This is a genomic window from Streptomyces sp. NPDC018019 (genome assembly GCF_044327805.1).
Classification (GTDB): Bacteria; Actinomycetota; Actinomycetes; order Streptomycetales; family Streptomycetaceae; genus Streptomyces.
On the sequence record NZ_JBIRGD010000018.1, the window covers coordinates 173,072 to 198,657 of the forward strand.

At 73.5% G+C, this 25,586-nt stretch carries 22 protein-coding genes and 1 pseudogene; 17 read left to right on the forward strand and 6 right to left on the reverse strand.

Translation table 11 applies throughout. The annotated features are described in order from the left end of the window. Positions 1-266: 266 nt before the first annotated feature. Positions 267-1,490, forward strand: coding sequence for a beta-ketoacyl-[acyl-carrier-protein] synthase family protein (locus ACH4FX_RS27840; RefSeq protein ID WP_398483424.1), 1,224 nt, complete (start codon positions 267-269; stop codon positions 1,488-1,490). A 461-nt stretch (positions 1,491-1,951) separates the two neighbouring features. On the opposite strand, the gene ACH4FX_RS27845 is transcribed toward ACH4FX_RS27840, so the two are convergent. Then, a complete protein-coding gene (locus tag ACH4FX_RS27845; protein WP_398483425.1) occupies positions 1,952-2,620 on the reverse strand; it encodes a CGNR zinc finger domain-containing protein in 669 nt (222 codons plus the stop codon). An 80-nt stretch (positions 2,621-2,700) separates the two neighbouring features. Between ACH4FX_RS27845 and ACH4FX_RS27850 the strand changes: the two genes are divergently transcribed. The 4 genes from ACH4FX_RS27850 (at position 2,701) to ACH4FX_RS27865 (ending at position 6,978) form a co-directional block, all read left to right on the forward strand. Next, entirely contained in the window at positions 2,701-4,206 is a 1,506-nt protein-coding gene (locus ACH4FX_RS27850; RefSeq protein WP_398483427.1) for an MFS transporter, read from the forward strand. A 10-nt stretch (positions 4,207-4,216) separates the two neighbouring features. Further along, a complete protein-coding gene (locus tag ACH4FX_RS27855) occupies positions 4,217-4,846 on the forward strand; it encodes an AAA family ATPase (RefSeq protein ID WP_398483429.1) in 630 nt (209 codons plus the stop codon). A gap of 173 nt (positions 4,847-5,019) precedes the next feature. After that, positions 5,020-5,991, forward strand: coding sequence for a sigma-70 family RNA polymerase sigma factor (locus ACH4FX_RS27860; RefSeq protein ID WP_398483431.1), 972 nt, complete (start codon positions 5,020-5,022; stop codon positions 5,989-5,991). A gap of 294 nt (positions 5,992-6,285) precedes the next feature. After that, positions 6,286-6,978 (forward strand): DUF4097 family beta strand repeat-containing protein, encoded by a 693-nt coding sequence (locus ACH4FX_RS27865; RefSeq protein WP_398483433.1) that lies wholly within the window; start codon positions 6,286-6,288, stop codon positions 6,976-6,978. Between the two features lie 392 nt (positions 6,979-7,370). Here the strand turns inward: ACH4FX_RS27865 and ACH4FX_RS27870 are convergent. Beyond that, positions 7,371-7,748, reverse strand: a pseudogene (locus ACH4FX_RS27870) (VOC family protein); the annotation flags it as partial. Between the two features lie 325 nt (positions 7,749-8,073). Next, entirely contained in the window at positions 8,074-9,228 is a 1,155-nt protein-coding gene (locus ACH4FX_RS27875; protein WP_398483435.1) for an AsnC family transcriptional regulator, read from the reverse strand. Positions 9,229-9,329: 101 nt separating this feature from the next. On the opposite strand from ACH4FX_RS27875, the gene ACH4FX_RS27880 reads away from it, so the two are divergent. The 8 genes from ACH4FX_RS27880 (at position 9,330) to ACH4FX_RS27915 (ending at position 18,770) form a co-directional block, all read left to right on the forward strand. Continuing rightward, complete coding sequence (locus ACH4FX_RS27880) at positions 9,330-10,163, forward strand: inositol monophosphatase family protein (protein ID WP_398483437.1); 834 nt, start codon at positions 9,330-9,332, stop codon at positions 10,161-10,163. Positions 10,164-10,761: 598 nt separating this feature from the next. Then, positions 10,762-11,532, forward strand: a complete 771-nt coding sequence (locus ACH4FX_RS27885) for a GNAT family N-acetyltransferase (protein WP_398483439.1) — start codon at positions 10,762-10,764, stop codon at positions 11,530-11,532. Positions 11,533-11,564: 32 nt separating this feature from the next. Next, positions 11,565-12,707, forward strand: coding sequence for an IPT/TIG domain-containing protein (locus tag ACH4FX_RS27890; RefSeq protein ID WP_398483441.1), 1,143 nt, complete (start codon positions 11,565-11,567; stop codon positions 12,705-12,707). 261 nt (positions 12,708-12,968) lie between these two features. Next, entirely contained in the window at positions 12,969-14,255 is a 1,287-nt protein-coding gene (locus ACH4FX_RS27895; RefSeq protein WP_398483442.1) for an extracellular solute-binding protein, read from the forward strand. A gap of 56 nt (positions 14,256-14,311) precedes the next feature. Further along, on the forward strand, positions 14,312-15,490 hold the full coding sequence (locus tag ACH4FX_RS27900) for an ABC transporter permease subunit (RefSeq protein ID WP_398483444.1): 1,179 nt from the start codon (positions 14,312-14,314) through the stop codon (positions 15,488-15,490). Continuing rightward, the gene (locus tag ACH4FX_RS27905) at positions 15,487-16,359 is read left to right on the forward strand and encodes a carbohydrate ABC transporter permease (RefSeq protein WP_398483446.1); all 873 of its coding nucleotides are present in this window, start codon (positions 15,487-15,489) and stop codon (positions 16,357-16,359) included. The genes ACH4FX_RS27900 and ACH4FX_RS27905 overlap by 4 nt, the downstream gene beginning before the upstream one ends. An 84-nt stretch (positions 16,360-16,443) precedes the next feature. Continuing rightward, positions 16,444-17,436: a carbohydrate kinase family protein gene (locus tag ACH4FX_RS27910; protein WP_398483448.1), complete on the forward strand. Its 993-nt coding sequence runs from the start codon at positions 16,444-16,446 to the stop codon at positions 17,434-17,436. Further along, positions 17,433-18,770 carry an alpha-glucosidase/alpha-galactosidase gene (locus ACH4FX_RS27915; RefSeq protein WP_398483450.1) on the forward strand — a complete coding sequence of 446 codons (1,338 nt, stop codon included), beginning with the start codon at positions 17,433-17,435 and terminating at the stop codon, positions 18,768-18,770. Before ACH4FX_RS27910 ends, ACH4FX_RS27915 begins: the two co-directional genes overlap by 4 nt. A 29-nt stretch (positions 18,771-18,799) precedes the next feature. On the opposite strand, the gene ACH4FX_RS27920 is transcribed toward ACH4FX_RS27915, so the two are convergent. Together ACH4FX_RS27920 and ACH4FX_RS27925 are read right to left on the reverse strand one after the other, a co-directional pair. Beyond that, positions 18,800-19,309: a GNAT family N-acetyltransferase gene (locus ACH4FX_RS27920; protein WP_398483451.1), complete on the reverse strand. Its 510-nt coding sequence runs from the start codon at positions 19,307-19,309 to the stop codon at positions 18,800-18,802. Positions 19,310-19,367: 58 nt separating this feature from the next. Next, complete coding sequence (locus ACH4FX_RS27925) at positions 19,368-20,825, reverse strand: PLP-dependent aminotransferase family protein (RefSeq protein WP_398483453.1); 1,458 nt, start codon at positions 20,823-20,825, stop codon at positions 19,368-19,370. Here ACH4FX_RS27925 and ACH4FX_RS27930 point away from each other — a divergent pair. Then, on the forward strand, positions 20,824-21,909 hold the full coding sequence (locus tag ACH4FX_RS27930) for a DMT family transporter (RefSeq protein ID WP_398483455.1): 1,086 nt from the start codon (positions 20,824-20,826) through the stop codon (positions 21,907-21,909). The two genes, ACH4FX_RS27925 and ACH4FX_RS27930, sit on opposite strands and share 2 nt — an antisense overlap. 134 nt (positions 21,910-22,043) lie before the next feature. Next, entirely contained in the window at positions 22,044-22,247 is a 204-nt protein-coding gene (locus ACH4FX_RS27935; RefSeq protein ID WP_398483457.1) for a DUF1918 domain-containing protein, read from the forward strand. A gap of 97 nt (positions 22,248-22,344) precedes the next feature. On the opposite strand, the gene ACH4FX_RS27940 is transcribed toward ACH4FX_RS27935, so the two are convergent. Then, complete coding sequence (locus tag ACH4FX_RS27940) at positions 22,345-23,655, reverse strand: glycoside hydrolase family 10 protein (protein WP_398483459.1); 1,311 nt, start codon at positions 23,653-23,655, stop codon at positions 22,345-22,347. 181 nt (positions 23,656-23,836) lie between these two features. Here ACH4FX_RS27940 and ACH4FX_RS27945 point away from each other — a divergent pair, with 181 nt between their 5' ends. Then, the gene (locus ACH4FX_RS27945) at positions 23,837-24,694 is read left to right on the forward strand and encodes a 3-hydroxybutyryl-CoA dehydrogenase (protein WP_398483461.1); all 858 of its coding nucleotides are present in this window, start codon (positions 23,837-23,839) and stop codon (positions 24,692-24,694) included. A gap of 485 nt (positions 24,695-25,179) precedes the next feature. Next, on the forward strand, positions 25,180-25,437 hold the full coding sequence (locus ACH4FX_RS27950) for a hypothetical protein (RefSeq protein WP_398483463.1): 258 nt from the start codon (positions 25,180-25,182) through the stop codon (positions 25,435-25,437). Positions 25,438-25,586 lie beyond the last annotated feature (149 nt).

Here is a 25,586-nt window from a genome sequence, read left to right on the forward strand (position 1 = left end):
AAGCCGCCCGGCCGCCTCCGTAGCGCGTTCTTCCGGGCCGCCGTCCCGGGCATCCCACCCTGCCCCACTCCCCCGCGCTTCCCGTTCCGACGCCCTCTTCCTACTGCCACCTGCTGGTGGAAACTCACAAAATCCAGCGGCCGGACTCCGTTGAGGTCGCCACCTGAATTCACGGCAACCACCTGGAAGAGTCGGCCCCAAGTTGATCACTCCCCGACCACGGACAGCTCGGGGAGTTGTAACCGTACGACAAAGGGGGAACACCCATGTCCACTGCCACCGACGCCGTACTGGTCACCGGACTCGGCGCCACGACTCCGCTGGGCGGGGACACCGCCTCGACCTGGAACGGCATGCTGGCCGGACGGTCCGGCATCGACGCAATCAAGGAGGAGTGGGCGGCGGATCTCCCCGTACGGATCGCGGGCCGGCTCGCGGTCGAACCGGGCGAGGTCCTGGACCGGGTGCAGGCCCGGCGCATGGACCGCTGCGAGCAGGTCGCGCTCGTCGCAGCGCGCGAGGCGTGGGCCGACGCGGGCGCGCCGGAGGTCGATCCGGAGCGGCTGGCCGTGGTGATCGGTACGGGTACGGGCGGCGCGCTCACCCTGCTCGGCCAGGACGACGTGCTGGAGACCTCCGGCGTGCGGCGGGTGTCCCCGCACACCGTCCCGATGCTGATGGCGAACGGCCCTGCCGCGTGGGTGAGCATCGAGCTGGGCGCGCGCGGCGGCGCCCACACACCGGTCAGCGCATGTGCCTCCGGGGCCGAGGCGATCGCCATGGGGCTGGACCTGATCCGCCTCGGCCGGGCCGACGTAGTGGTGGCGGGCGGCGCGGAAGCCTGTGTCCATCCGCTGCCGCTGGCCGGATTCGCCCAGGCCAAGGCCCATTCGACGCGCAACGACGAGCCTCGGCGGGCCTCCCGTCCATTCGACGTGGACCGGGACGGCTTCGTGATCGGCGAGGGGGCGGGCGTGATCGTCCTGGAGCGGGCCGGGTTCGCCGCTGCACGCGGGGCCCGCGCGCACGCCACCCTCGCGGGCGCGGGCGTCAGCGCGGACGCCTTCCACATCACGGCCGCCCACCCCGAGGGGCAGGTCCGCGCGATGCGACTGGCCCTGGACGCCGCCGGGCTGGCCCCACGGGAGATCGAGCACGTACACGCCCATGCGACGTCCACGCCCAAGGGCGACCTGGTGGAGGCCCGGTCGATCACCGAGGCCCTCGGCACCCACCCGTCCGTCACCGCGACCAAGTCGATGACCGGCCACCTCTTCGGAGCGGCCGGAGCAATCGGCGCGCTCGCCGCGATTCTCACCGTGCGGGAGGGCATCGTGCCCGCAACGCAGAACGTGGACGCACTCGACCCGGAAATCGGACTCGACGTCGTCACGGGCGAACCGCGCAAGGGGACGGTGTCCGCCGCTCTGACGAATTCCTTCGGGTTCGGGGGGCATAACGCGGTGCTGGTGTTTACGCCTGCGCCCTGACACGGGCGCGCGGGGCCGTCCATACGATGGCGGGATGCGCGGCGACCACCGGATCCGCCGGCTGTCCGCCGACGGCACGGGCTGGCTGTGGTCGGTACGTCACCGGCAGCCCGACTGCCCGGAGGTCCTCTCGCTGCACCGGGCGGGCGAGCAGGTGACCTTACGGATCGTCTTCAGGGCCGAGCCCGGCTGGGCCATCGGCGACGGCTACCTGCCCAGCGGCACGGCCGCCACCGGGCCTCATCACCTCGACCTCCATGAGCCCGGGGTGGTCCGCCGGTTCCTCGATGTAGCCATGACGCGGGGGCTGCTGCCGGTGGGGGTGGTGGAGATCGATAGGTGGGGGTTGTTCGAGGCGGTTGTGGGGGTGAACGGGGGCTGGGGCGGTGGGGCGTGTGCTGAGGGTCGTGCGTTGTGTGTCGCGTTTCGCGTGGTGAGCGCGCGTGGGAGCGGCGTCCGGTTCATCCTCGCGCCCGCCGGTACGCCGCTACGCGCTCCCGGGTCGCGCAGCGCCGGGAGCAGTAGCGGCGCGGCAGGCCGCTGCCGAGGGTGAGGTAGACATTGCGGCAGGCGGACGAGGCGCAGACGCCGCCGGGCGGGCGCTGGTGGTTCCACAGGAGCACCAGCAGGCTCAGGCACGACGAAGCGAGAAACCACTCGCCCCACGGCGCGTCATCGGCGCTGTCCAGGTGCGGATGCCAGGGGCTCGCGCCGTCGTGCGAGGTGAGGCGCAGCGTACCGGCGGTGCTCCGGAGGAGGCGGTTCAGCCTCTCCGCGGCGCGGTCGGTGTCGTCGGCCGCGAACACCTCGCGGAGGCGTAGAGCGGCGGACCGCAATTCCGCGAGGTCGTCGGCGGAGAATTCGGGCACGTCGTTCTCGCCGTGTTCGCGCAGCACCTCCGCGACCGTGTCCGCCGACGGCGCCTCGTCCACCAGGGCGTTCACGAGGGCGGCGGTACGCCGGGCGGTGGCCTGCGCCGAGTGCCGGGCGGTCCATTCGCGGTACGCGGCGGGTGTGTCGTCGAGGTGTCCAGCCGGGGGCTCGTCGCAGAGTTCGGCCGCAGTTCCGTCCCGGTGTTCGGCCGTTTTCTCGTTGTGGTGCCCGGCGGTGGGTGGGGTCGAGGGATGCATGTGAGCCGACGTTAGTGCGGGATCTGGCGGCATGTAACGCATCTGGTCCAAGTTTCCGTTACGTCTCTACCGTGGCGCGCATGCGAAAGCCTTACGCGGCGGGCTCTGCCCTCACCGGCGCGGCTCTGGCGCGCGCGGGCGACGAGATGTCGGGGCCCGCCTTGCTGGTGGCCGGGCCGGCGTTTACAGGAACGGCGTCCACGGGCCCGGCGCTGCTTGCCGGGATCACGGTCGCGGCGGCGGTCGGCGGCCCGCTCTTCGGCGTCCTGCTGGACCGGTCCGCCAGGCCGGGCCGCCTGCTGGCCGGTGCGCTCGCCGGCTACGCGACGGCCCTGACCGTCGTCCTGGCGAGCCTGGGGCGTGTACCGGTCGTCGTCACGGTGCTGGTCGCGGTGGGGGCCGGGCTGCTGGGCCCCGCCCTGTCCGGCGGCTGGACCGCGCAGTTGCCGCGCGCCGCGCCGCCCGGGCTGCTGCCCCGGATGACCGCTCTCGACGCGATGACGTTCAACGCCGCGTCACTGGCGGGGCCCGCACTGGCCGGGCTGGTCGCCGGGGTGGCCGGGGCGTCGGCGGGGGTGCTGATGGCTGCCGCCCTGATCTTCGTGGCGGTGCCGTGCGCGTATGGGCTGCCTGGGGAGTCGTATGTGGGTGGGAGGTCTGCGGGGGCGTCCGTACGCGGGGAATCGGCAGGGCCGTCCGTACGTGGAGCGTCCGTGGGGCAGTGGTCGTCGGAGACCGGGCCGGAGCCCGGTGCGCAGATCGGGTCGGAGTCTGCGGCGCAGACCGGGCCGGAGCCTAGGGCGGGGACCGGGCCGGGACCTGGGGCGCGGTCCGAGGTGCAGTTCGGGGCGCAGCCCGGCCGCCCACGCGACCCGCACCACCCGGCCAGCCACGCCAACTCCCAGCGGGTCCCGGGCGCCCCCTCCGTCCTGGCCGGTCTCGCGGCCGGATTCCGGGCCATCCGTCACACCCCACCGCTGGCCCGCGCGACCGTCACCTCGGTGGTTTCCTGTACGGGCCAGGGCATGCTGACCGCTTGCAGCCCGCTGCTCGGGGCGCGGCTCCTCGGTGACGCGCGGCATGGCGCGCTCCTGCTGTCCGTCGTCGCCGCCTCCGCCCTCCTCACCAACGCGGGGCTCGCCCGCCGGCCCGGGCTGCTGCGCCCGGACACCGTCCTCATGTACAGCACCGTCGTACTCGCCGTCGCGCTCCTGATTACGGTGACGGCCGGGCCGCCCGCACTGCTCCTCGGTGCGGCGGTGCTCGCAGGCTTCGGGGAGGGGACCCAGCTGACGGCGCTGTTCGCGGTGCGCCACCGCGAGGCGCCGGAGCACCTGCGCGGTCAGGTCTTCACCACCGGCGCCAGCCTGAAGATCACCGGTTTCGCCCTCGGCGCGGGCCTCGCCGGGCCGCTCGCCACCCGGTCGCTGTCCGGCGCCCTGCTGACCGCCGCCGCGCTCCAGTTCCTCGCCGGGCTGCTCTTCCTCAGTTGCTCGCTGAGAACGCGCCGTACCCGTACCCATACGCGGACCACGGGCGAGAAGGACGCACGTTGCCCCTCGCCCCGCCGGCCTCCGGGCTCGTAGGGTGCTGCCCATGCTCCTGTGGATCAACGGCCCTTTCGGCGGCGGCAAGACGCAGACCGCGCACGAGATCCGGCGCCGGCTCCCCGGCAGCGTCATCTGTGATCCCGAACGCGTCGGCTTCGGTCTGCACCGGATGACGCCCCCGGCCCTGCGCGGCGACTTCCAGGACTTCCCGGCCTGGCGGCAGGGCGTCTACGAGGTGCTGGACCTGGTGCTGACCAAGCACCCCGGCACGGTGATCGCGCCGATGACCCTCGTGGAACCGGCGTACTTCCAGGAGATCGTCGGCCGGCTGCGGGAACGCGGACACGACGTGCGGCACTTCGCGCTGCTCGCCGACCGGCGGACGGTGCTGCGGCGGCTGCGAGAGCGCAATCTGGGGCACGTCGTGAAGGTCGTCGCCGGGAAGGACGCCCCGCTGCGGCGGGAGAGTTTCGCCGTACGGAAGCTGGACCGCTGTCTGGAGCAGTTGCGCGGACCGGAGTTCGCCGACCACGTGTGGACCGACCGGCTCACGGTGCCGCAGGTCGCCGACCACATCGCCGCCGCGACCGGGCTGGACCTGGTTCCCGACACCGACGGCGCGCTCCGGGGCCGGGTGCGCCGCTCGTGGACGAGCCTCAAGCACATTCGCTTCTGATCTGGGGGCCGGCGGGGCGGGGGCGCCCCGTGTGCCGGTCTGGGCGGCTCTCGGACGGTGCGTCGGGTGGGCTGCCGGGCGTCCTGGCGGGGTGAGTCGCCAGGACGGTGTGTCACATCGTGCGGAAACGGTTCGTCATGGAGGTGACGGAACCCGACGGGAGAATGTGACCGGTGGACGAGAGCGATTTTCTGGCGGAGCGCTTCGAGGAGCACCGAGCGCGTCTGCGGGCGGTGGCGTACCGCATGCTCGGCTCGCTCAGCGAGGCGGACGACGCCGTACAGGAAGCCTGGCTGCGGCTGAGCCGTTCCGACGCGAGCGGCGTCGGCAACCTCGGCGGGTGGCTGACGACCGTGGTCGGCCGGGTGTGCCTGGACATGCTGCGTACGCGTACGGCGCGTAGCGAGGAGTCCCTCGACGTGCGTATGCCCGATCCGGTCGTCGGCGGCGTCGCGGACGGAATCGATCCCGAACACCAGGCACTGCTGGCCGACTCGGTGGGGCTGGCCCTGCTGGTGGTGCTCCAGACGCTGGCCCCCGCGGAGCGGCTGGCGTTCGTCCTGCACGACATGTTCGCCGTACCGTTCGACGAGATCGGGCCGGCGGTCGGGCGCACTCCGGCCGCGGCGCGGCAGCTGGCCAGCCGGGCGCGCCGCCGGGTGCGCGGGACGGCCGCGCCGGACACCGACATCTCCCGGCAGCGGGAGGTGGTGGACGCCTTTCTGGCCGCTTCGCGGCGTGGTGACTTCGAGGCGCTGGTCGCGGTGCTCGACCCGGACGTGGTGCTCCGCGCCGACACGGGCACCAGGTTCCCGGGCCTGAGCCCCACGGCTCACGGTGCGCGGGAGGTGGCCGGGCGGGCCTTCATGTTCCGGCGCTTCGCATGCTTCGCCCGGCCCGCGCTGGTGAACGGGGCCATGGGCATCGTGACGGTCGCGGACGGGGTGCCGGTGTCGGTGATGGGACTGACGGTCGCGGGTGGCAAGGTCGTCGCGATCGACATTCTTGCGGACCGGGAGCGGTTGCTCGGGTTGGGTTTGGGGGTGCTGGATCTGGGGTTGGCGGGTCAGGGAGTGCGGGGGGCCGGAGGTGCCGGGGCTGGAAGGGCGGCTGTGAGGCGGTGGGGCGGGATGGGGCGTCCATGACGGGATGGAGTGGAGTGGCTGTGGCGGGGTGGCGTGGGCTCGTGTGGGGCCTGGGCCGGATACGGGGCGAGTGGTGCGCATGGCGGATACCCTGCGGAGTTCCGCAGGGGGAACCGGGGGTTTTCCCCATGGTCGCGGGTTCGGCGGGCCCGTAGCCTGTGAATCACCGCACCGGGGAGGTGCGGTGATTCGCGCGGTGCACCCGACCTGGCACCACGCACCGTGCACTACTTGGGGGAATCCGTGCGTCGTCATCTCCGTGTTCTCGGGGCCGTTGTCGTGGCCGCCGTCGGTGTGAGCGGACTCGGGGCGTGCGGAGTTCTGGAGCGGTCCACTTACGAGGACGACGCCCGCCTTTCGGCCGCACCCGTCAAGTCCATACGGCTCGACAGCCATTCGGGCGGGCTCACCCTGCGCGGCAAGAAGTCCCTCGACACCGTCTCGGTCCACCGCAAGCTCCGGTATCAGGGCGACCGGCCGGAAAAGGCGACCCACCGCGTGGAGAACGGTGTGCTGGTGCTCGGTGACTGCGGGGACGACTGCTCGGTGCACTACACGGTCGAGGTGCCGGCGGGGCTTCCGGTGACCGGTAAGACGTCGTCCGGCGCGGTCGAGCTGTCGGACGTCGGTGCGGTGCGGGTGAGCACCACGTCCGGCGCGGTGACACTGGACGGAGTGGCCGGCGCGGTGGACGTGCGCACCACCAACGGCGGGGTGCGCGGGCGCGGTCTGAAGGGTGACGGGGTGCGGGCGCAGACGTCCAACGGCGCCATCGACCTCGTCACGGACACGCCGCAGGACGTGCAGGCCAGGACGACGAACGGCGCCGTCACCCTCACCGTGCCGGGCGGCCAGCGCAACCGTTACCGAATATCGACCAAGACGGACAACGGCGGCAAGAACATCGGCCTGCCCGACGATCCGTCCGGTGCGCACCGGCTCGACCTCACGACGACGAACGGGGCCATCACGATCAAGGAGGGCTGAGGGGCGCCGAGGCCGTGCGGGCGCCCGCGGACCGATGCCACGGGCGCCCGCCCCCGTCACGTTCTCAGGTGCCGGCCGCTCTGCCGCCCCGGCAGTCTCCCGGCCGGAACTCCCAGGTGCCGAAGCCCTGTTCGGCGTCCGGGCTCTGTTCGGCGGCCGGGTCCTGTTCAGCGGTCGGGTCCCTGCCCTGCCGCTGAGCCTGCCTGCCGCTGAGCCCTGCTCGGTTACGGAGCCTGGCCCTCGGCCGTTGCCTGCTCTGTGGCGGAGCCCTGGCCCTCGGGCGAGGTCTGCCCGGTGGCGGAGCCATGGCGCTCAGCCGAGGTCTGCCCGGTGGCGGAGCCCTGGCGTTCAGCCGAGGTCTGTCCGGTGGCGGAGTCCTCTTCCGCTGCGCCGCTGCCGTACGGGCGGGTGATGAGTTCCATCGCGTGGCCGGCGGGGTCGAAGAAGTAGACGCCGCGCCCGCCGTCGTTGTGGTTGATCTCGCCCGGCTGCTTCCCGTGCGGGTCGGCGTAATAGGTGAGGCCCGCCTGCTGGATGCGGGCGAAGGCCCTGTCGAATTCCGCTTCGCTGATCAGGAAGGCGTAGTGCTGCATGGTGATCGACTCCGCCGGGATGGTGGCGAAGTCCAGGGTGACGCCGTTACTGGTGTCCACCGGGATGAACGGGCCCCACTCCTCGCCGATTTCGAGATCGAGGAGGTGCGCCAGGAACTCCGCGGATTCGCGATTGTTCCGGGAGTGGACGATGGTGTGGTTCAACTGCACTGACACTGTGGAATGCCTCCGTAAGGCAATCTCACGGGCACCTCCATGCCTCACCCGGTCGGTGACCGACACGCGATGCCGTCGCGGCAGATGCTAAGCGGCGATTCCCGTTTCGTCGAGTGGCTTCGGCAGGCCCGTCCAGCGCGCGACGGCGGGTCGGCGCGCTACGACGGGCACGGCGTGCCGAGACGGACAGCACCGCGACGGCCACGGCGTACCGCGGCAGCCAATGCTGTGGCGGACACGGCGTACCGGGGCAGGGAGTGTTATCGGGGCGACGGCGTACCGGGCAGACAGCGTTACGGCGGACCCTGCGTACCGGGGGTTCCGTTCAGCGGCCCGGGCGCTTGACCGCGTGGCCAACGATGACCGTCTCGACGCCGCTGATGCCCAGCCCTGTCAGGTCCTGGGTGATCAGCCGGTACAGGGCGGCCAGGTCCCGGACCCAGACCGCGACGTGCAGATTGGTGGCGCCGGAGGTGGCGAACGCGCCGTGTACGGCGGGGTGCCGGGCCAGGGTGCGGCCGACGGTGTCCAGGTGGTCCGGGGGCACCTGCATCATCACGTTCGCGTCGATGAGCAGGCCGAGGCGCTTGGGGTCCACGACCACCTGGGTGCTCAGCCGACCGTCGGACATCAGCCGGGCGAGGCGGCGCCGGACGGTGGAGGCGGGATGCCCGGAACGGGCGGCGATGGCCGCGGCGGGGGTGCGGGCGTCTTCCTCCAGGGCGGCCAGGATGTCGCTGTCGACCGGGTCGGAGCCGTCACCCGGCGGCACGGCGGGGCGGCCGGGTGCGGGACGGTCCGGTGCTGGGCGGTCCCGTGTGGAGTGGCTCGGTGTGGGGTGGCTCGGTGTGGGGTGGCTCGGTGTGGGGTGGTCCGATGCCGGGTGGTCCCGGGCGGAGTGGCCCGGCTTGGGGCGGTCCGGTGCCGGGTGGTTCCGTGTGGAGTGACGCGGCTTGGGGTGGGCCGGTGTTGGGGTCAGGGCGGCGCGTTCTTCGGTGGTCAGGACGTCGTGGCGCCAGTCGGACGCCTCGGAGAACACGTGGAGCACCGTGGCGGCCGACACGGATGCCACCGCGGACGTGGCGGGCAACTGCCGGAACACCAGTTGGTCGCGGGAGCCCGGTTCCGTCAGCGACACAGCGGTGATCTCGTCGCCCGAGGCGGACAGGTCGATGAACGGGATGTCCGGGCGGGCGGCCAGAGCGGCGGTGAGCGCGTCCAGCTTGCCCTTGAGCACCTTGATGCGCAGGAACAGCGCACCGACCGAGTCGGGCCGTACGGGCACGGCGACGACCTTGACCGTGCCGTCGCCCATCAGGGCCCGCCAGCGCCGGTGCACCGTGCGGGGGTTCTCTCCCAGCACCTCGGCGGCGCGCTCGGCGCTCAGCCGCCCATCGCACTGCAATGCGGCGATCAGCCGCTGATCGCGGAGGGTAAGGACGGAGGTGTCATGCGCAGATTCGCTCACTCTTTGGTGCATGAATGACAGTTTCGCTCAGTTGTGTGGCTGGCGTGAACCGATCCGGGCCCTGGCAGCACAAGATCAGCGCAACAGCCGTTCTCGGACAACCGGAGAAGGACATGACGGACGCCTCCCTGCTCGCCCCCATGGCAGCCGCCGCCCACGAAGTCGGTGCGCTCCTGCTCAAGAACCCACGGGGCGGCACTCCGCCCACCGGCACCACGCCCGCAGACACCATGGACGAACTGGCCGCGGCCTACCTTGCCGTGGAGGGCCCGGCCGCTGCCGTTCTGCGTCGGCGCCTGGGCGCGCTGCTCCCCGGTGTGCCGTGGGCCGAGGAGTTGCACGGCGAGCACAGTCTCGGCACCGGCGCGGACGCCGGGCTGCCCACGACCGGTGACGTCTGGATGGTGGACGTGATCGACGGCGCGGTGCAGTACATGCAGGGGCTGCCGCAGTTCTGTGTCAGCCTCGCGCTCGTACGGAACGGCGAGCCGGTCGCCGCCGCCCTGCACGCGCCGCTGCTCGGCGAGACGTACCTCGCCGCGGCCGGACGCGGTGCCACCCGCAACGGGGAGCCGATCGCCCCATCGGCCCGGACCCGGCTGGAAGCGGCCCTCGTGGGCACCAGCCAGCCGCCCTTCATCGCGGGGCAGCCCGCGGCCGTGGCGGCAGCCGGCCGGTCGCTGGCCGCGGTGCTGCCCGCCGTGAGCGCCGTCCGCAACCTCGGCCCCACCTCGTGGCAGATAGCCGATACGGCGGCTGGGCGGCTGGACGCGTTCTGGGAGTACGGCCGGGATGACGCCAATCTGCTGCCCGGCGCGCTGGTCGCCCGCGAGGCGGGCGCCGTCGTCACCGACGCCGAGGGCCGGCCGTGGCGGGCCGGGGCGACCGGTTTCGTCGTCGCGCCACGTGCGTTGCACGGGGCGCTGCTGAGCCTGTTGGAGCGGTGATCGCGGAGCACCACGCGCGAGGCGGTAGAGAGAGGGGGCGGGCAAGGGGGTTCAACGTAACCCTGTGGAGCGGGCGTTGGCCGCATGCCATGATCGACGCGTGACCGGATCGGGGACCGCCCGCAGCCACGCCGAAGATGCTCGGACGCGGCGGGCGGGCCGGGGAAGCGGAGACGCCGGACGCGGCGGGCGGGCTGGAGGAAACGGACACGCCGGACGCGGCGCACAGGCCGGAGGGAGAGGAGGTGCTGGACGTAGTGGCCGGGGTGAATCGGGCCGCTTGGGTGTGTGCGGCAGCTCGTGACAACGCCGGGTGGTGTGCTGCGGTCTGGCACGCCCACAGCACCCGTGGGGTCTTCGGCGACGGCGCCTGGACCAGCCCCCGCCGGACTCATCCCCTCTACCCGGGCCCCGTGACCCTCACGAACTGCCCCGGCCCACCATCGGCCGCAGAATCCCAACGCCCAGGCCGCCAAAGTCCGGCACCGCGACACCTTCTTCCCCCACACGCGGTCCACGGACGGCAGGTCGTGACGGGTGCCGTCGCCGCCCGCCGCCTCGGCCTCCCGACCGGGCCGCCGATCTGGGGGTGCAGGCCGTGAGCGCTCTCGACGGCCTCTTGTTGGAGCGGGTGCGCGGGTTGTGGGAGACCGTGAGCGGAGTGCCCGTCACGTTTCCCCCGCCGGGCAGCCCCGCAGCCATCGTCACCGCGCCCGGCTCCGGGCTGTGCCCGCCTGCCTGGGTAGGCATCGTGTCACTCGGCCGGTCGGCCCTCGTCACCGCGCCGGACGCCGCTGTCGCCCGCACCCTGCGGCAGGCGCTGAGCAGCGTGCCGGACGATGCGTTGACCTGCCCGGACACCGTCCGTTCGGTGCTGCCCGTCGCGGAGGTGCTGGGCCCGGCCACCCTCGCGTACGTCACGGAGGGGACCTTCCGCCCCGTACCGGACGAGGGCGACGTGGAACACCTCTCGGTCGACGATCCAGCCGTGAGCGCCTTCCTGGAGGCCGCCGGTCCGACGGACGCCGAGGAGAGCGGACTGGCGGAGGTCACCTCGCCCGTCTTCGTTCTCCGCACGCGGAGCGGGCCGCCTCTCCTGGCCGCCGCCGGTTACCGCCGCTGGCCCTGCCGTACCGCGCACCTCTGCGTCCTCACCGCACCGGAACGGCGCGGGCAGGGCCTCGCACGCCGCGTGGCGTCCGCCGCGGTGGCGCACGCGCTCACGGCCGGGCTGCTGCCCCAGTGGCGGGCCCGGCCGGCGGCTTCGCGGCGCGTGGCGCGGGCGTTGGGGTTCCGGGAGGTGGGGAGCCAGTTGAGCGTACGGCCGGAACTCGCCCATCGGCCCACAGGGGTGACGGAGGGGACGTAACGGGAACACCCGTACGGGCGATGGCGGAGAGCATGACGACTCGATTAGCAGCGGTCTGGCCGGCTCTCGTCCTCGCCGTGGCTGCTCTGTTCGCGACGAGCCCCGCCCTCGCCGCCACCGCTCCGGCCGAAACCACCGCCGCTCCCACCAAAGCCACCGCGACATCCGCCGCCACCGGCCCGGACGTGACCATCTCGCAGGCAGGCAACTACCCGACAGAACCTGGCAGTTACGGGAACTTCTCCGTCCAGTGGACCTCGGCCGGTGCGGCCGACACCACCGGGACCACCCGTCTGACCGTGGACCTGCCGCCGGGGCTGAAGACCGGTGGCGCGCTGATGTACTCGACACCGTACGACTACACGTTCAGTCAGCGGGTGTCGCCGGACGGGCGGCACCTGGAGGCGACCTTCCGGGGGACCCGGGTGCCGGGCCGCGGCGACTTCATGAAGGTCCAGGTGTCCTCGGGTGCGGCGCGGCCGTCGGGGGTGATCAGGGCCACCGCCGCCAACCGCGACGACGTCAACCCCGCCAACAACGTGAGTACGTACGCCGTCAACGGCCCGCAGCAGCCCGCCGAGGTGCCGGACCGGCCGGTGGTGACCGGGATCAGCACGACCACCGGCCCGGGCACGGGCGGCACCGAAGTGACACTCACCGGCACCGCCCTGGGCACCGGCACCAGCACCACGCAGGGCACCCGCACCACCCTGGGCACCGGCACCGTCCTGTTCGGCAACACCGAGGCGAAGACGACAAGTTGCACGGCCACACAGTGCACCGCCACCTCGCCCGGTGGAACCGGCAGCGTCCCCGTCACCGTCGTCACACCGGGCGGCGCCGCCGATGCACCGGACGCCTTCACCTACACCGGCCCGCCGCCCACCCCGCCCGCCACCCCGGCGGTGACCGGCCTGAACGTGCGCAGCGGCCCCTCGGGAGGCGGCACTTCGGTGTACGTCCTGGGATCGCACCTGGCGGGCGGCACGATCGCGTTCGGGAACGCACCCGCGGCCCACGTGTCCTGTGGGGACTCGTTCTGCAGCAGTACGTCGCCGGACGGGTCGGGCACGGTCCACGTGACCGTGACGACGGCGGGCGGTACGAGCGCGACGGTGGACGCGGACCGGTTCACGTACACGGACGCGACGGCACGGGCCGCACGGCTGCGCTGACCCGGTGACGCGGCGGTACGGGCGCGACGCCTCACCCGTCGCGGCAGCACCATTGCACCGATCGGTGCCCTGCTGGTTAGCTCTTGGGGACTCCCGACCGTCCGGCTCGGGGGCCCGGGGGCAGCCGCGGACGGTTCTTCGCAACCGTGAACCGGTTCTTCGAGGGGGTGGCCGGTGACGGGTGACGCACCGGGCGGGGGCACGGGCACGGCAGGGGCACGGGACGACGGCGCAGCGCCGCGCGGACCTTCCCGGCGGCGCGTGCTGCGCACCGGCGCCGCGCTGGCCGCGGGCGCCGCCGGCGCGCCGGTCCTCGGCGGCTGCGCGTCCTCGGAGGCCGGTGGCGTGGGTGCCGACGGCCGGATCACCGTCGAGTTGTGGCACGGCCAGGCCGACACCGGCCGCAAGGCGCTCCAGTCGCTCGTCGACGACTTCAACCGCCGGCAGTCCCGTATCCGGGTGGACGCCGGGGGCGGCGGCGTGGTGGCGGACGCCATGCTCCAGAAGGTGACGGCGGCGCTGGCCGCGGGCTCGTACCCGGACATCGCCTACGTCTTCGGGGCCGACCTGGCGCGGGTGGCCCGCAGCCCCCGCGTCGTCGATCTCACCGATGCGCTGCGCGGCACCGCGTACTGGCCCCGGTTCTGGGGCCCGGTCCGCGAGGCGGTCACCCTCAACGGCAAGGTGCGGGCGGCGCCCGCCGTACTGGACTCGCTGTGCGTCGTCTACAACCGCACATTGTTCCGGCAGGCCGGGGTCCCCTATCCCAAGGCGGGCTGGACATGGGACGACTTCCTCCGTACGGCGCGCCTGCTGACCGACCCCGGGCGCGGCACCTTCGGCACGGGCTGGCCCGGCACCGGCGACGAGGACAGCGTCTGGCGGCTGTGGCCACTGGTGTGGGACCTCGGCGGCGAGGTCATCGCCCCGGACGGGCGCAGCATCGGCTTCCGGGACGTCGGGGAACGGGCCCTGAGCACGCTGGCCCGGCTGGCCGCGGACAAGAGCGTCTACGTGGACCCCAAGCCGGGCAGCGAGCAGATGCACCAGGTCTTCATCGGCGGCCGGATGGGCATGATGGCCACCGGCCCGTGGGAGCTGCCGGACATCGTCGAGGGGAAGGTCGACTACGACGTGGTGGCGCCGCCGACCTACAGCGGCCGGCCCTGCACGATCTCCGGGCCGGACACCTGGACCGTGTTCGACAACGGTCCGGCCCGCTCGCGGGCGGCGATCGAGTTCCTGCGCTGGCTGGGCGACCCGGCCCAGGACGTGCGCTGGGCGGTGCACGGCGGCAGTCTGCCCCTGAGTACGGCGTCGGCCGGGCGGCCCGAGTGGCGGGGGTACGAGGGGCGGACCACCGGGCTGCCGGTGTTCACCACGGCGCTGACCACCGCGCGGGTCCGGCCCGTCCACCCGGCGTACCCGCAGATCTCGCAGGCGGTCGGCGAGGCCGTGGTCGCCGTCCTGCTGGGCCGCAGCTCCCCCGCCGAGGCGCTGCGCGGCTGCGCCGAGAAGGCCGACGCGGCGCTGCTGATCCCCCGATGAGACCGGACGACGCGCACGACGCAGCGGCCGGACGCGGCCGGACGGGAGAGGGTGCCATGCCGTCACTGCCCCGCGCGGGCCGCCGCGCGAAACCGGGCCGCGGGAGACCGGGCCACGGGAGACCGGAGAGCTCGGAACCGAACCGTCCGGAACCGAACCGCACAGAATCGGGCAGTACGGAACCGGAGGGTACGGAACCTGGCCGCAACGGACCGCAGCCTTCAGTCCCGCGGCGCCGGACCCCCCGCCCCCTCACCCCGCCCCCGCACCACGGCGGCCCCGGACGGCGGCCCGGTAATCCGCGTACGGGCACACCGGCGGCCCGCCGCCCCCGTACGCTCGCCGGCCGCGTCCGCCGGGAGAACGCCACCGCCTGGGCGTTCATCAGCCCGTCCGTCCTGATCATCCTGGGTCTGAGCATCGTCCCCGTCGTCTGGTCGCTGCTGCTCTCCTTCCGCGCGGACGACCTGGTCACGCCGGGGCGCTGGGTGGGGCTGGACAACTACCGGGCGCTGGCGCAGGACCCGGGCTTCCGCACGGCCGTCGGGAACACCCTGGTCTACGCGGCCCTGTACGTGCCGCTCTGCCTGACCGGCGGGCTGGTGCTCGCGCTGGCGCTCAACCGCCGCATCCGGCTGATCGGCCTCTACCGGACGCTGATCTTCGTACCGTTCGTGATCTCGGCCGCCGCGCAGGGCGTGCTGTTCTTCTTCATCCTCGACCCGCAGTTCGGCGTGGCCAACTCGCTGCTGCACCATCTCGGCGTGTCGCGGCAGGGTTTCCTCTCCGACCCCGGGCAGGCGCTGTACCTCCTGGTGCTGATCTCGCTGTGGAGCGGCGTCGGCTTCTGCGTCGTGGTCTATCTGGCCGCTCTCCAGGACGTACCGCCGGAGCTGATCGAGTCCGCGCGGCTGGACGGCGCGAGCCGGCTGCGGGTGCTGTGGCACATCAAGCTGCCCGCCCTGACGCCGGTGACCGTCTTCCTGCTGCTGTGGGAGCTGATCACCGCACTCCAGGTCTTCGACCTGATCTATGTGACCACGAAGGGCGGCCCGCTCGGGTCGACCACCGTCATCGTCTACTTCGTGTGGGAGCAGGCCTTCCAGATGTTCACCGCCGGATACGGGGCCGCCGCAGCGTACGTCCTCGCGGCCGCCCTGCTCGTCGCGGGCACCGCCCTGCGCCTGTACCGGCGGCGCCGGGCGGGCGCCGCGCCGGAAGGAGCGGTCCGGTGACCGCGCCGGCGACCGGTACCGTCCCCCGTGGGCCCGCGGCGCGGACCCGCCGCCGCCGTCTGCCCTTCAGCGCCTGGCACCTGCTGCTCGCGCCGCTGTCCCTGGGCTTCGCGCTGCCGCTGGTGTGGCTGCTGCTCAGTTCGGTGATGACCAACGCGGAGATCAACCGGTTCCCGCCGTCGCTGTGGCCGTCCGGCATCGACCTGGGCGGGTACGACTACGTGCTGGGCAACGCGATGTTCCCCCGCTGGTTCGCCAACTCCTCGATCGTCGCCGGCACGGCGGTGCTCTCCAACCTGGTGCTCGGCTCGCTGGGCGGCTACGCCTTCGCCCGGATGCGGTTCGCCGGGTCCCGGCTGCTGCTGGGGCTGATGCTGGCGACCATGGTCATCCCCTTCCAGCTGACCATGATCCCGACGTTCCTGGTGATGAAGAACCTGGGGCTGATCGACACGCTGGGGGCCCTGATCGTGCCGTCCCTGGTCACGCCGTTCGCGGTCTTCCTCTTCCGGCAGTTCTTCCTCGCGCTGCCCCGGGAGCTGGAGGAGGCGGCCTGGATCGACGGGTGCTCGCGGCTGCGGGTGCTGTACTCCGTCGTGCTGCCGCTGGCCCGTCCGGCGCTGGCCACCGTGGCCGTGCTGACCTTCCTGACCACCTGGAACGACCTGACCTGGCCGCTGATCGCGATCAACCACGACACCCAGTACACCCTCCAGCTGGGGCTGACGACCTTTCAGGGGCAGCACCACAACCGGTGGTCGGCGATCATGGCGGGCAATGTGATCACCGTGCTGCCGGTACTGGTGGCGTTCCTCTTCGCGCAGAAGACCTTCATCCAGTCGCTGACGTCGAGCGGGCTGAAGGGATAGCCCCTGCGCCCGGCCCGTCCGGCTCCGCCCGCTCCGCCCGTCCCGTCCTTCGCCCCCCGGCCCGGCCCCGTCCCGGAGGTTCACGTGCCCCGTCCCTTCGACCTGCTCGTCATCGGCGACGTCAACCCCGACGTGGTGGTCGGCCCGGTCCCGCGCGCGCCGGAGTTCGGACAGCGCGAGCAACTCGTCGCGTCCGGCCGCCTGCTGACGGGTGGTTCGGCCGCGATCACGGCCTGCGGCGCCGCCCGGCTGGGGTTGCGCGTGGCGTTCGCCGGGCGGGTCGGCGACGACGCCGCGGGCGCCTTCGTCCGTACGGCCCTGGCCGAGCGCGGCGTGGACGTCTCGGCGCTGGTCACCGACCCGGAGCTGCCCACCCCGCTCACCACCGTCCTCACGCACGGCAGCGACCGCGCGATCCTCACCGCCCCCGGCTGTCTGGCCGCCACCGGGCCGCAGGATGTGCCGGACCGGCTGCTGGCCGGCTGCCGGCACGTGCACGCCGGATCGTTCTTCCTGATGCCGCGGCTGGCCCGGTCGCTCGGCGAGGTGTTCGCGCGGGCCCGCGGGCACGGCGCGGCCACCTCGCTCGACACCAACGACGACCCCGCGCAGCGCTGGGACCCCGGGCTCCTCGGCCCGGTCCTGAAGTCCACCGACATCCTGCTGCCGAACGCGGCGGAGGCGCGGGCACTGGCCGGGACGCTGACCCCCCAGACGCCACCGGCCGGGCCACCGGCACCCGGCGCCGGCCCGGCCGCCGCTGCCGCCCTCGCCCGGCTCGGCCCGCTGGTCGTCGTCAAGGACGGCGCGGCCGGCGCGCTCGCCCACGACGGCGCCGTCCTCACCCGTACCGCCGCCGTGCCCGCCGACCCGGTGGACACCGTCGGCGCCGGCGACAGCTTCGACGCCGGCTTCATCGCCGCGGTCCTGCACGGCCTGGACCTGCCCGCGGCGCTCTCCTTCGCCGCGGCCTGCGGCGCCCTGTCCACCCGCGCCCACGGCGGTACGGCGGCCCAGCCCACCTGGGACGAGGCCCGTGCCGCCGCCCGTACGACCACACCCGGGAGCCCCGCATGACCAGCAGCACCCCGTCCGGCCGCACCGGCGCCGTGAAGATCGCCTTCATCGGCGCCGGCAGCGTCGTCTTCACCCAAGGACTCCTCGCCGACCTGCTCGCCTTCCCCGAACTGCGGGGCATCCACGTCGCCCTGCACGACATCGACGCCGAACGGCTGGCCACCGCCGAGGGCGCGGCCCGCCACATCGCCGCCACCCGCGGCGCCGAACCGGAGATCACCGCGCACCTCGACCGGCGGGCCGCCCTGCACGGCGCGGACTTCGTCATCAACACCGTGCAGGTCGGCATGAACCCGGCCACCCGTACGGACTTCGAGATCCCCGCCCGCTACGGCCTGCGCCAGACCATCGGGGACACCCTCGGCGTCGGCGGCATCTTCCGCGCGCTGCGCACCTTCCCGCTGCTGCGCGCCCTCGCCGCCGACATCGCCGAACTCTGCCCGGACGCCTGGCTGCTGAACTACACCAACCCGATGGCGATGAACGTGATGTACCTGGCCGAGGCCACCCCGCTGCGCCGGGTCGTCGGCCTGTGCCACTCGGTCCACTGGACCGTGCGGGACCTCGCGGACCTCCTGGGCGTCCCGTATGAGGAGATCTCCTACCTGGCCGCCGGGGTCAACCACCAAGCGTGGGTGCTGCGCTTCGAGCGGGCCGGGCGGAGCCTGTACCCGCTGCTGGACGACGCGATCGCCAAGGATCCGCAGCTGCTGCGCCGGGTACGCGTGGACATGTACCGCAGGCTCGGCTACTACCCGACCGAGACCAGCGAGCACTCGTCCGAATACGTGCCCTGGTACCTCCACCACGACAGCGAGGTGGAGCGGCTGCGGCTGCCGATCGGCACGTACCTCGACATCATCGAGGAGAACACCGCCGAGTACGAGAAGACCCGCGACGCGCTCGCCGTCGGCTCACCGCTGCCGGTGGAGGGCACGATGGAGTACGCGCCGCAGATCATCCACAGCATCGTCTCCGGCACCCCGCGCACGGTCTACGGCAATGTGCCCAACCACGGCCTGGTGGACAACCTGCCCGCGGGCGCGGTGGTGGAGGTGCCGTGCCTGGTGGACTCGCTGGGTGTGCAGCCCACCCGGATCGGCGCCCTGCCCCCGCAGTGCGCGGCCCTGAACCGGGCCTACGTGAGCGCCAACGAACTGGTCGTACGGGCCGCGGTGGAGGGCGAGCCGCGGCACATCCGGCACGCGGCGATGACGGACCCCGCCACCGCCGCCGCACTCCCCGTGGAACGCATCTGGGACCTGTGCGACGACCTCGTACGCGCCCACGCCGACCTCCTCCAGCCGGAGCTGCGCGCCGTGCTGGGGCACTGAGCCGGGCCGGCACGCCGGGGCCGGACCCGCTACCGGAATCCGAGCGCCATCCAGTTGCGCGGGTCGGCCAGCGGCTCGAAGCCGACGCGGGCGTACACCTCGTGGGCGTCGCCGGTCGCCAGCAGGATGCGGCGCAGGCCGTACGGCGCCAGGTGGTCCCGGACGCGGGTGACCAGGGCCGTGCCCAGGCCCTTGCCCCGGGCGGCGGGGGCGATGTAGACGTCGCACAGCCAGGCGAAGGTGGTGTGGTCGGTGATCACCCGGGCGTAGCCGACCTGCCGCCCCGGGGCCTGCGGCGCGGCAGGCCCGTCGGCGGCGGCCGTCTCGTACAGCCCGAAGTTGAGCGACCCGGCGGCCGCCCGGTCCTGGCGCTCGCGGGACCGGCCGAGGGCCCAGTAGGCGTCGGTGGAGAGCCAGTGGTGGATCAGGGCCAGGTCCAGCCGGTCCGGGTCGGTGGAGACTTCGTAACCGGCCGGGAGGCCGTCGGTCACGGACTCGGGGACGCTCGCGCCGAGGGCGCCGGGGATGCTGTCGTTCATGGCGGGAGGCTGGCAGAGGAACCGGCCGGAGTCGACCGGATAACCGGTTCCGCGCTGCTCACCGGCCGCCCGTCACCTCGTCGTAGGCCGTACGCAACCGGCGTACCCCCTCCGCCAGTTCGGCCGCGCCGGAGGCCATGGCGAACGTCAGGCGTACGTGCGGGGCCGGGGGCTCGGCGGCGAAGTACGGGCGGCCCGGGGCGACCGCCACACCCGCGCGCAGCGCCGCGCCGGCCAGCGCCGTCTCGTCCGTGCCGTCGGGCAACCGCAGCCAGAGGTGGTAGCCGCCGGGCGGAACGACCAGCGCGCCGGGGAGGGCCGTGCCCTCGAAATGCAGCCGGAGCGCGGTGACGAGCGCCTCCCGGCGCGCCGCCAACTGCCCCGACAAAACCCGCAGATGACGGCCCCACGCCGGGGAGCCCACCAGCTCCAGGGCCGCCTCCTGGAGCGGCCTGGGCACGAAGAAGCTGTCCACGATCTGGATGGCGCGCAGCCGGTCCCAGACCGGGCCGCGCGCGGCCAGCGCGCCCACCCGCAGGCTCGGCGACGCGACCTTGGTGAGCGAGCAGACGTGCACGACCGTGCCGTCCGGATCGTCGGCGATCAGTGTGGGCGGCAGCGCGGGCCCGTCCTCGTGGACGAGACGGCGCGCGAAGTCGTCCTCCACCACGAACGCCCCGGCGGCGCGCGCGACCCGCAGCACCTCGGCCCGGCGCCCGGCGGCCAGTACCGATCCGGTCGGGTTCTGGAAGAGCGGCTGGCAGACGAAGAGCCGGGCCCCGCTGGCCCGGAACGCCTCGGCCAGCAGATCGGTCCGTACGCCGTCCGCGTCCGCCGGTACGGGGACCGGCCGCAGCCCGGACGCCCGGGCCGCGGCCAGCATGCCCGGGTACGTCGGCGACTCCACGAGCACCGGCGCGCCCGGCGGGGCCAGCGCCCGCAGCGCCGCGGTCAGGGCGCTCTGCCCGCCCGCCGTCACCAGCACGTCGGAGGCGGCGAGCGCTCCCGCGGGTCCGCCGATCTCCCGCGCGAACCAGGCCCGCAGCTCGGTGACGCCTTCCATCGGCGGGCGGCCCCACGCGCCCGGCCGCCGCCCGGCCCGCGCGAGCGCGGCGGCGAGCGCGCGTTCCGGCTGGAGGGTGGGGTGCAGATAGCCGCCGTTCAGCTCGATGACACCGGGCGCGGACTCGGCGAGGGTGGCGAGCACGCCCGAATCGTCCACGCCGCGCGGCGCGTGGTCACCGGCCGCCTCCGCGCTCAGCGCGATCTCCTGCCACGAGGTGTCCACGGGGCCGGCCTGCGGCCGGGCCGCCGCGCGGAAGGCACCGGCGCCGGGCCGGGTGACCACCAGCCCCTCGGCCGTCAGCTCGGCCAGCGCGCGGGACACCGTCACCGGACTCACCCGGTGCCGCTCCACCAGGGCGCGACTCGACGGCAGCTTCTCGCCAGGTGAGTAGCGGTTCAGGCTTTCCCGCAGGATTCCGGCCAGCTCGGCCACGCTGCTACGCTCGTGCATGAGAGAGAACGATAGCGCTACTACCGGCAGCACGATAGCGGTCAACACCCCGGCCGACGGGGCGGTCAAGGGCCGTCCGGACAGCGCGGGGGTTGGCGGAGCGATCGCAAACCGTACGGACTGCACACCGCCGTCCGGACCGGCAGCCGAAACCGGACCACCAGGCGGCGGCCCGGCCACCGGCCCCGCGCCCCGCCCGACCGCCGCGCCCACCGCCCCGTCCCCCGGCACCGCCCGCGGCACCCTGCTCGCCGCCCTCGGCGTCGCCTCCTTCTCCCTCACCTTCCCCGCCACCGCCTGGGCCCTGGAGGGCATGAGCGCCTGGACGGTGGTGACGCTGCGCAGCGTGCTCGCCGCCGTCATCGCCGGCTGCTGCCTGGCCGCGTTCCGGGTCCGGCTGCCGGAGCGCCGCCACTGGGCGGGCCTGGCCGTCGTGGCGGCCGGTGTCGTCCTCGGCTTCCCGCTGCTGACCACCCTCGCGCTGGAGACCTCCACCACCTCGCACGCGGCGGTCGTCGTCGGTCTGCTGCCGCTGAGCACCGCCGCGTTCTCGGCCGTACGGACCGGCGCCCGGCCGTCGCGGGCCTTCTGGGCCGCGGCACTGGCCGGCGCGGCGGTCGTCATCGGCTTCACCGTCCAGCAGAGCGGCGGCGCGCTGAGCACCGGCGACCTCTATCTCTTCGGCGCGCTCCTGGTGTGCGCGGCCGGCTACACCGAAGGCGGCCGGCTCGCCCGGCACCTGCCCGGCTGGCAGGTGATCGGCTGGGCGCTGCTGCTGGCCCTGCCGGTCACGGTGCCCGGCGCGGCCCTGGCACTGCTCGCCGAACCGCCGCGGCTGACGGCGCACGCGGTGGCCGGGCTGCTGTGGCTGGCGCTCGGCGCGCAGTTCCTCGGCCTGGTGGTCTGGTACCGCGGCATGGCGGTCATCGGCGTGTCCAAGGCCAGCCAGCTCCAGCTCGCCCAGCCGCTGCTGACGCTGGTCTGGTCGGTGCTGCTGCTCGGCGAACACCTGCCGCTGGCCGCCCCGGTCGCCGCCGTGGCGGTCCTCGTCTGCATCGCGGTCACCCAGCGCTCCACCGCCTGACCGGCGGGTGGCCGAAGGTCGTTCCGGGCCCGCCGCGGGTGCCGCGTTCCACGGGTGCATCGGCGGTGCCCGGCCGTACACTTGCCGCCACGGAAGTCACATCCTCCGACCGACCGACGAGGAGGCCGCAGGCGATGAGAGCCAGTGTGGGAGACCGGCTGCTGGTGCACGGCAGGATCGTGGGACAGCACGACCGGACCGCCGAGATCATCGAAGTCCTGGGCGAGAACGGCACCCCGCCGTACCGCGTCCGGTTCGAGGACGGCCACGAAACGCTGATGTCCCCGGGCCCGGACACCGTCGTACGGCGCTTCCCGACGGCCGACGCCCAGGAGTAGCACGGGCCCGCACCACGGGCCGGCGCCGCCGCGGCGGACCGGTGGCGGTGTCCGCCGGGCCACCGGCCGCCCGGCGGACACCGCCCGGCGCCGCAGCTCAGACGGACCGCGGTGGCACGGCCGGCCCGTGGTAGTGGTCGGCCACCACCCGGGCCATCGCCCCGGTGCGGTCCTCGGCCACCTCCTTCGCCGAGAAGAAGATGTGCCCGCGCACCCTCGGGAAGCCGCGGGCGAGGGTGAGGTGGCGGGACAGTTCGGCGGGGTCCTGCCAGGCGGGCGGCTGGCCGGGCGCCCCGGCCTTGTAGAGGGCCTCGCCGATGCACAGGTGCACGCGCGTACCGGCCACCGTCTCCGCCCACCAGGGCACGAGCTTCGCGTAGTCGGCGGCCGGGAAGCCGATGTTCCAGTAGACCTGCGGGACGATGTAGTCGATCCACTCCTCGCGCACCCACTTACGGGTGTCGGCGTAGAGGTCGTCGTAGGTCTGCACGCCCGCGCGGGTGTCGGAACCGGCCGGGTCCGTGGCCCGGTTGCGCCATATGGCGAAGGGGCTGATACCGAACCGTACGGGGCGGTGGTGCGTACGGCGCCGCCGGTGCCACAGCCCCCCGCCCCGGCCCGGCCCCCGGCCGCGGCCCGGCGCCCGTGCCTCGCGCACCCGCTCCCCGGTCTCGCGCACCAGCAGGTCGATGTTGGCGCGCCGCCAGTCCGCCCGGGTCTCGAAGTCCCCGCCGTACTCGTCGTACGCGGCGTCGTCGTCGAAGGTCTGGCCCGCGACCGGATAGGGGTAGAAGTAGTCGTCGAAGTGGACGCCGTCGATGTCGTAGCGTTCCACCGCGTCGAGGATCGCGTCCTGCACGAAGCCGCGGACCTCGGGCAGGCCCGGGTTGTAGTAGAGCTTGCCGCCGTAGGGCACGGCCCAGTCCGGGTGCAGCCGCGCCGGGTGGGTGGGCACCAGCCGCGACGGGTCGGTGTGGTTGGCGATGCGGTACGGGTTGAACCAGGCGTGCAGCTCCAGGCCGCGCCGGTGGGCCTCGCGCACGGCGAAGCCGAGCGGGTCCCAGCCCGGGTCGCGGCCCTGCACACCGGTCAGGTACTCCGACCACGGCTCGTACGGGGAGGGCCACAGTGCGTCCGCCGTGGGCCGCACCTGGAAGATCACCGTGTTCAGGCGGCGCGTCACCGCCGCGTCCAGGTACCCGAGCAGTTCGGCCTGCTGCCGGGCGGGCGGCAGACCGGGCCGGGAGGGCCAGTCCCGGTTGACGACGGTGGCCAGCCACATGCCGCGGAACTCGCGCCGGCCGGTGTCCGCGCCCCGGCCGTGGGCCGCCGCGCTGCCGCCGCCCGGTACCGCGGCGGCCGCCGTGAGGGCCGCGACCGCGAAGGCTCTTCGTGTGATCCGTCTCATGCCACGCCCCCAAAGTGTCCGGTACGTCCCGTCTCAGGGCACCAGCATGCCCGCCCCTGCCCCCGCTGCACAGCATTCCGCGGAGTAACGTCAAGGCCGAGGCGGACGCCGGGGTCCCTGCCGCAGGCACGGACCGCCCCGGGCGTGCCGCCGGACCCCCGAGATCAGCGAAAGGCACGATGTGACCGACATCGAACGCGTCGGAGTGGTGGGCTGCGGCCAGATGGGCGCCGGTATCGCCGAGGTGTGTGCCCGCGCCGGCTTGGACGTGATGGTCGCCGAGACCACCGGCGAGGCGCTGGAGCTGGGCCGTACCCGGCTCACCAACTCTCTCGGCAAGGCGGCCGAGCGCGGCAAGATCACTGTCGCGGAGCGGGACGCCACGCTCGGCCGGCTCGGCTTCACCACCGACCTCGGGGAGTTCGCCGACCGCGACCTCGTCATCGAGGCGGTCGTGGAGAACGAGCAGGTCAAGACCGAGATCTTCCAGGTGCTCGACCAGGTGGTCAGCCGCCCGGACGCGATCTTGGCCTCCAACACCTCGTCGATCCCGCTGGTGAAGCTGGCCGTCGCCACCTCCCGCCCCGACCAGGTCATCGGCATCCACTTCTTCAACCCGGCGCCGGTGCAGAAGCTGGTCGAGCTGATCCCGGCGCTGACCACCGGCGAGGAGACGATCAAGCGGTCCGAGCAGCTGGTCCAGAACGTCCTGGGCAAGCACGCGATCCGCGCCCAGGACCGCTCCGGTTTCGTCGTCAACGCGCTGCTGATCCCGTACCTGCTCTCCGCGATCCGGATGTTCGAGTCCGGCATCGCCAGCCGCGAGGACATCGACAACGGCATGGAGATGGGCTGCGCCCATCCGATGGGCCCGCTCAAGCTCTCCGACCTGATCGGCCTGGACACCGTCGCCTCGGTCGCCGCCTCGATGTACGAGGAGTACAAGGAGCCGCTGTACGCCGCTCCCCCGCTGCTGGCCCGCATGGTCGACGCCGGCCGCCTGGGCCGCAAGACCGGGTCGGGGTTCTACTCGTACTGACGCGTGCGCTTCGCGGTACACGGCGCGAGGGCCGCTTCCCGGCCGGGAAGCGGCCCTCGCGCCGTCCTGCTCCACCGTGCCCCGGACCGGGCGGCCCGGGTGTGCGGGCGTAAGAGCCGCCCGCCGTCCCGCCCCTTGAGCGACGTCCCCCGTTGAGGTCCGCCCGCCGCTCGGGGGAAAGACGGCGGGCGGACAACCGGCCGATGGGCGCCCGTCCACCGGCAGCGGCCCCCGTTGCAGACCAGCGTCGCCCTTCGCGGGCCCGGCCGGGAGCGTGTGAACGGGCCCGGTGCTGGTGCGCGGTTCACACCCCGTGTGAAGCCCGCGCCCCGTCGGCGGCCGTCACGGCGCGTGACTTCACACGGGGTGTGCGCGGCAGACCCGCATATTCGTCTCGCACACGTTCCCGCCACCCGTACGAGGTAGTTGACTGGTGCGCGCATGGACAACGAAGTCCCGTCCAAGAGAGGAATGAGGAGCGGACCGTGACCGCCCACCCTGAACCCGATCTGATTGCCACCGACATGGCGGAGCTCAGACGCTGCCTCGATGTGCGGACCGCCCGTGTCGACGGCCAACTGGCGCTGCTCGCCCAGCGTTCCGAACAGACCGAGCGTGACGCGGGCGACCTGCAGGCCCGCGTCACGCGGTTGGAGCACGGCCGCTGGCCGCTGCCCTCCATCGCCGCCCTCACGGGGCTCGCGGCGCTGGCGATCGCCGTATGGCAGGCGATGATGCGCTGAGGCCGGCGGGCGCGGGGGGGGGCCGGGGCCCCCCCCCCCCCCGGCCCCCCCCCCCCGGGGGTGGGGCCCCAACACAGGGGCCCCCCCGGTTGGGGGCCGGCCCCCCCCCCACCCCGACATATACGGGTCCACAGTTTAGGGGGCCCCCA

Coding starts and splice junctions, on each gene's coding strand:
- ACH4FX_RS27935 (WP_398483457.1), top strand. CDS start 22,044: ATGAGAGCCAGTGTGGGAGACCGGCTGCTGGTGCACGGCAGGATCGTG.
- ACH4FX_RS27900 (WP_398483444.1), top strand. CDS start 14,312: ATGCCGTCACTGCCCCGCGCGGGCCGCCGCGCGAAACCGGGCCGCGGG.
- ACH4FX_RS27930 (WP_398483455.1), top strand. CDS start 20,824: ATGAGAGAGAACGATAGCGCTACTACCGGCAGCACGATAGCGGTCAAC.
- ACH4FX_RS27920 (WP_398483451.1), bottom strand. CDS start 19,309: ATGAACGACAGCATCCCCGGCGCCCTCGGCGCGAGCGTCCCCGAGTCC.
- ACH4FX_RS27850 (WP_398483427.1), top strand. CDS start 2,701: ATGCGAAAGCCTTACGCGGCGGGCTCTGCCCTCACCGGCGCGGCTCTG.
- ACH4FX_RS27915 (WP_398483450.1), top strand. CDS start 17,433: ATGACCAGCAGCACCCCGTCCGGCCGCACCGGCGCCGTGAAGATCGCC.
- ACH4FX_RS27925 (WP_398483453.1), bottom strand. CDS start 20,825: ATGCACGAGCGTAGCAGCGTGGCCGAGCTGGCCGGAATCCTGCGGGAA.
- ACH4FX_RS27840 (WP_398483424.1), top strand. CDS start 267: ATGTCCACTGCCACCGACGCCGTACTGGTCACCGGACTCGGCGCCACG.
- ACH4FX_RS27845 (WP_398483425.1), bottom strand. CDS start 2,620: ATGCATCCCTCGACCCCACCCACCGCCGGGCACCACAACGAGAAAACG.
- ACH4FX_RS27875 (WP_398483435.1), bottom strand. CDS start 9,228: ATGCACCAAAGAGTGAGCGAATCTGCGCATGACACCTCCGTCCTTACC.
- ACH4FX_RS27940 (WP_398483459.1), bottom strand. CDS start 23,655: ATGAGACGGATCACACGAAGAGCCTTCGCGGTCGCGGCCCTCACGGCG.
- ACH4FX_RS27880 (WP_398483437.1), top strand. CDS start 9,330: ATGACGGACGCCTCCCTGCTCGCCCCCATGGCAGCCGCCGCCCACGAA.
- ACH4FX_RS27855 (WP_398483429.1), top strand. CDS start 4,217: ATGCTCCTGTGGATCAACGGCCCTTTCGGCGGCGGCAAGACGCAGACC.
- ACH4FX_RS27890 (WP_398483441.1), top strand. CDS start 11,565: ATGACGACTCGATTAGCAGCGGTCTGGCCGGCTCTCGTCCTCGCCGTG.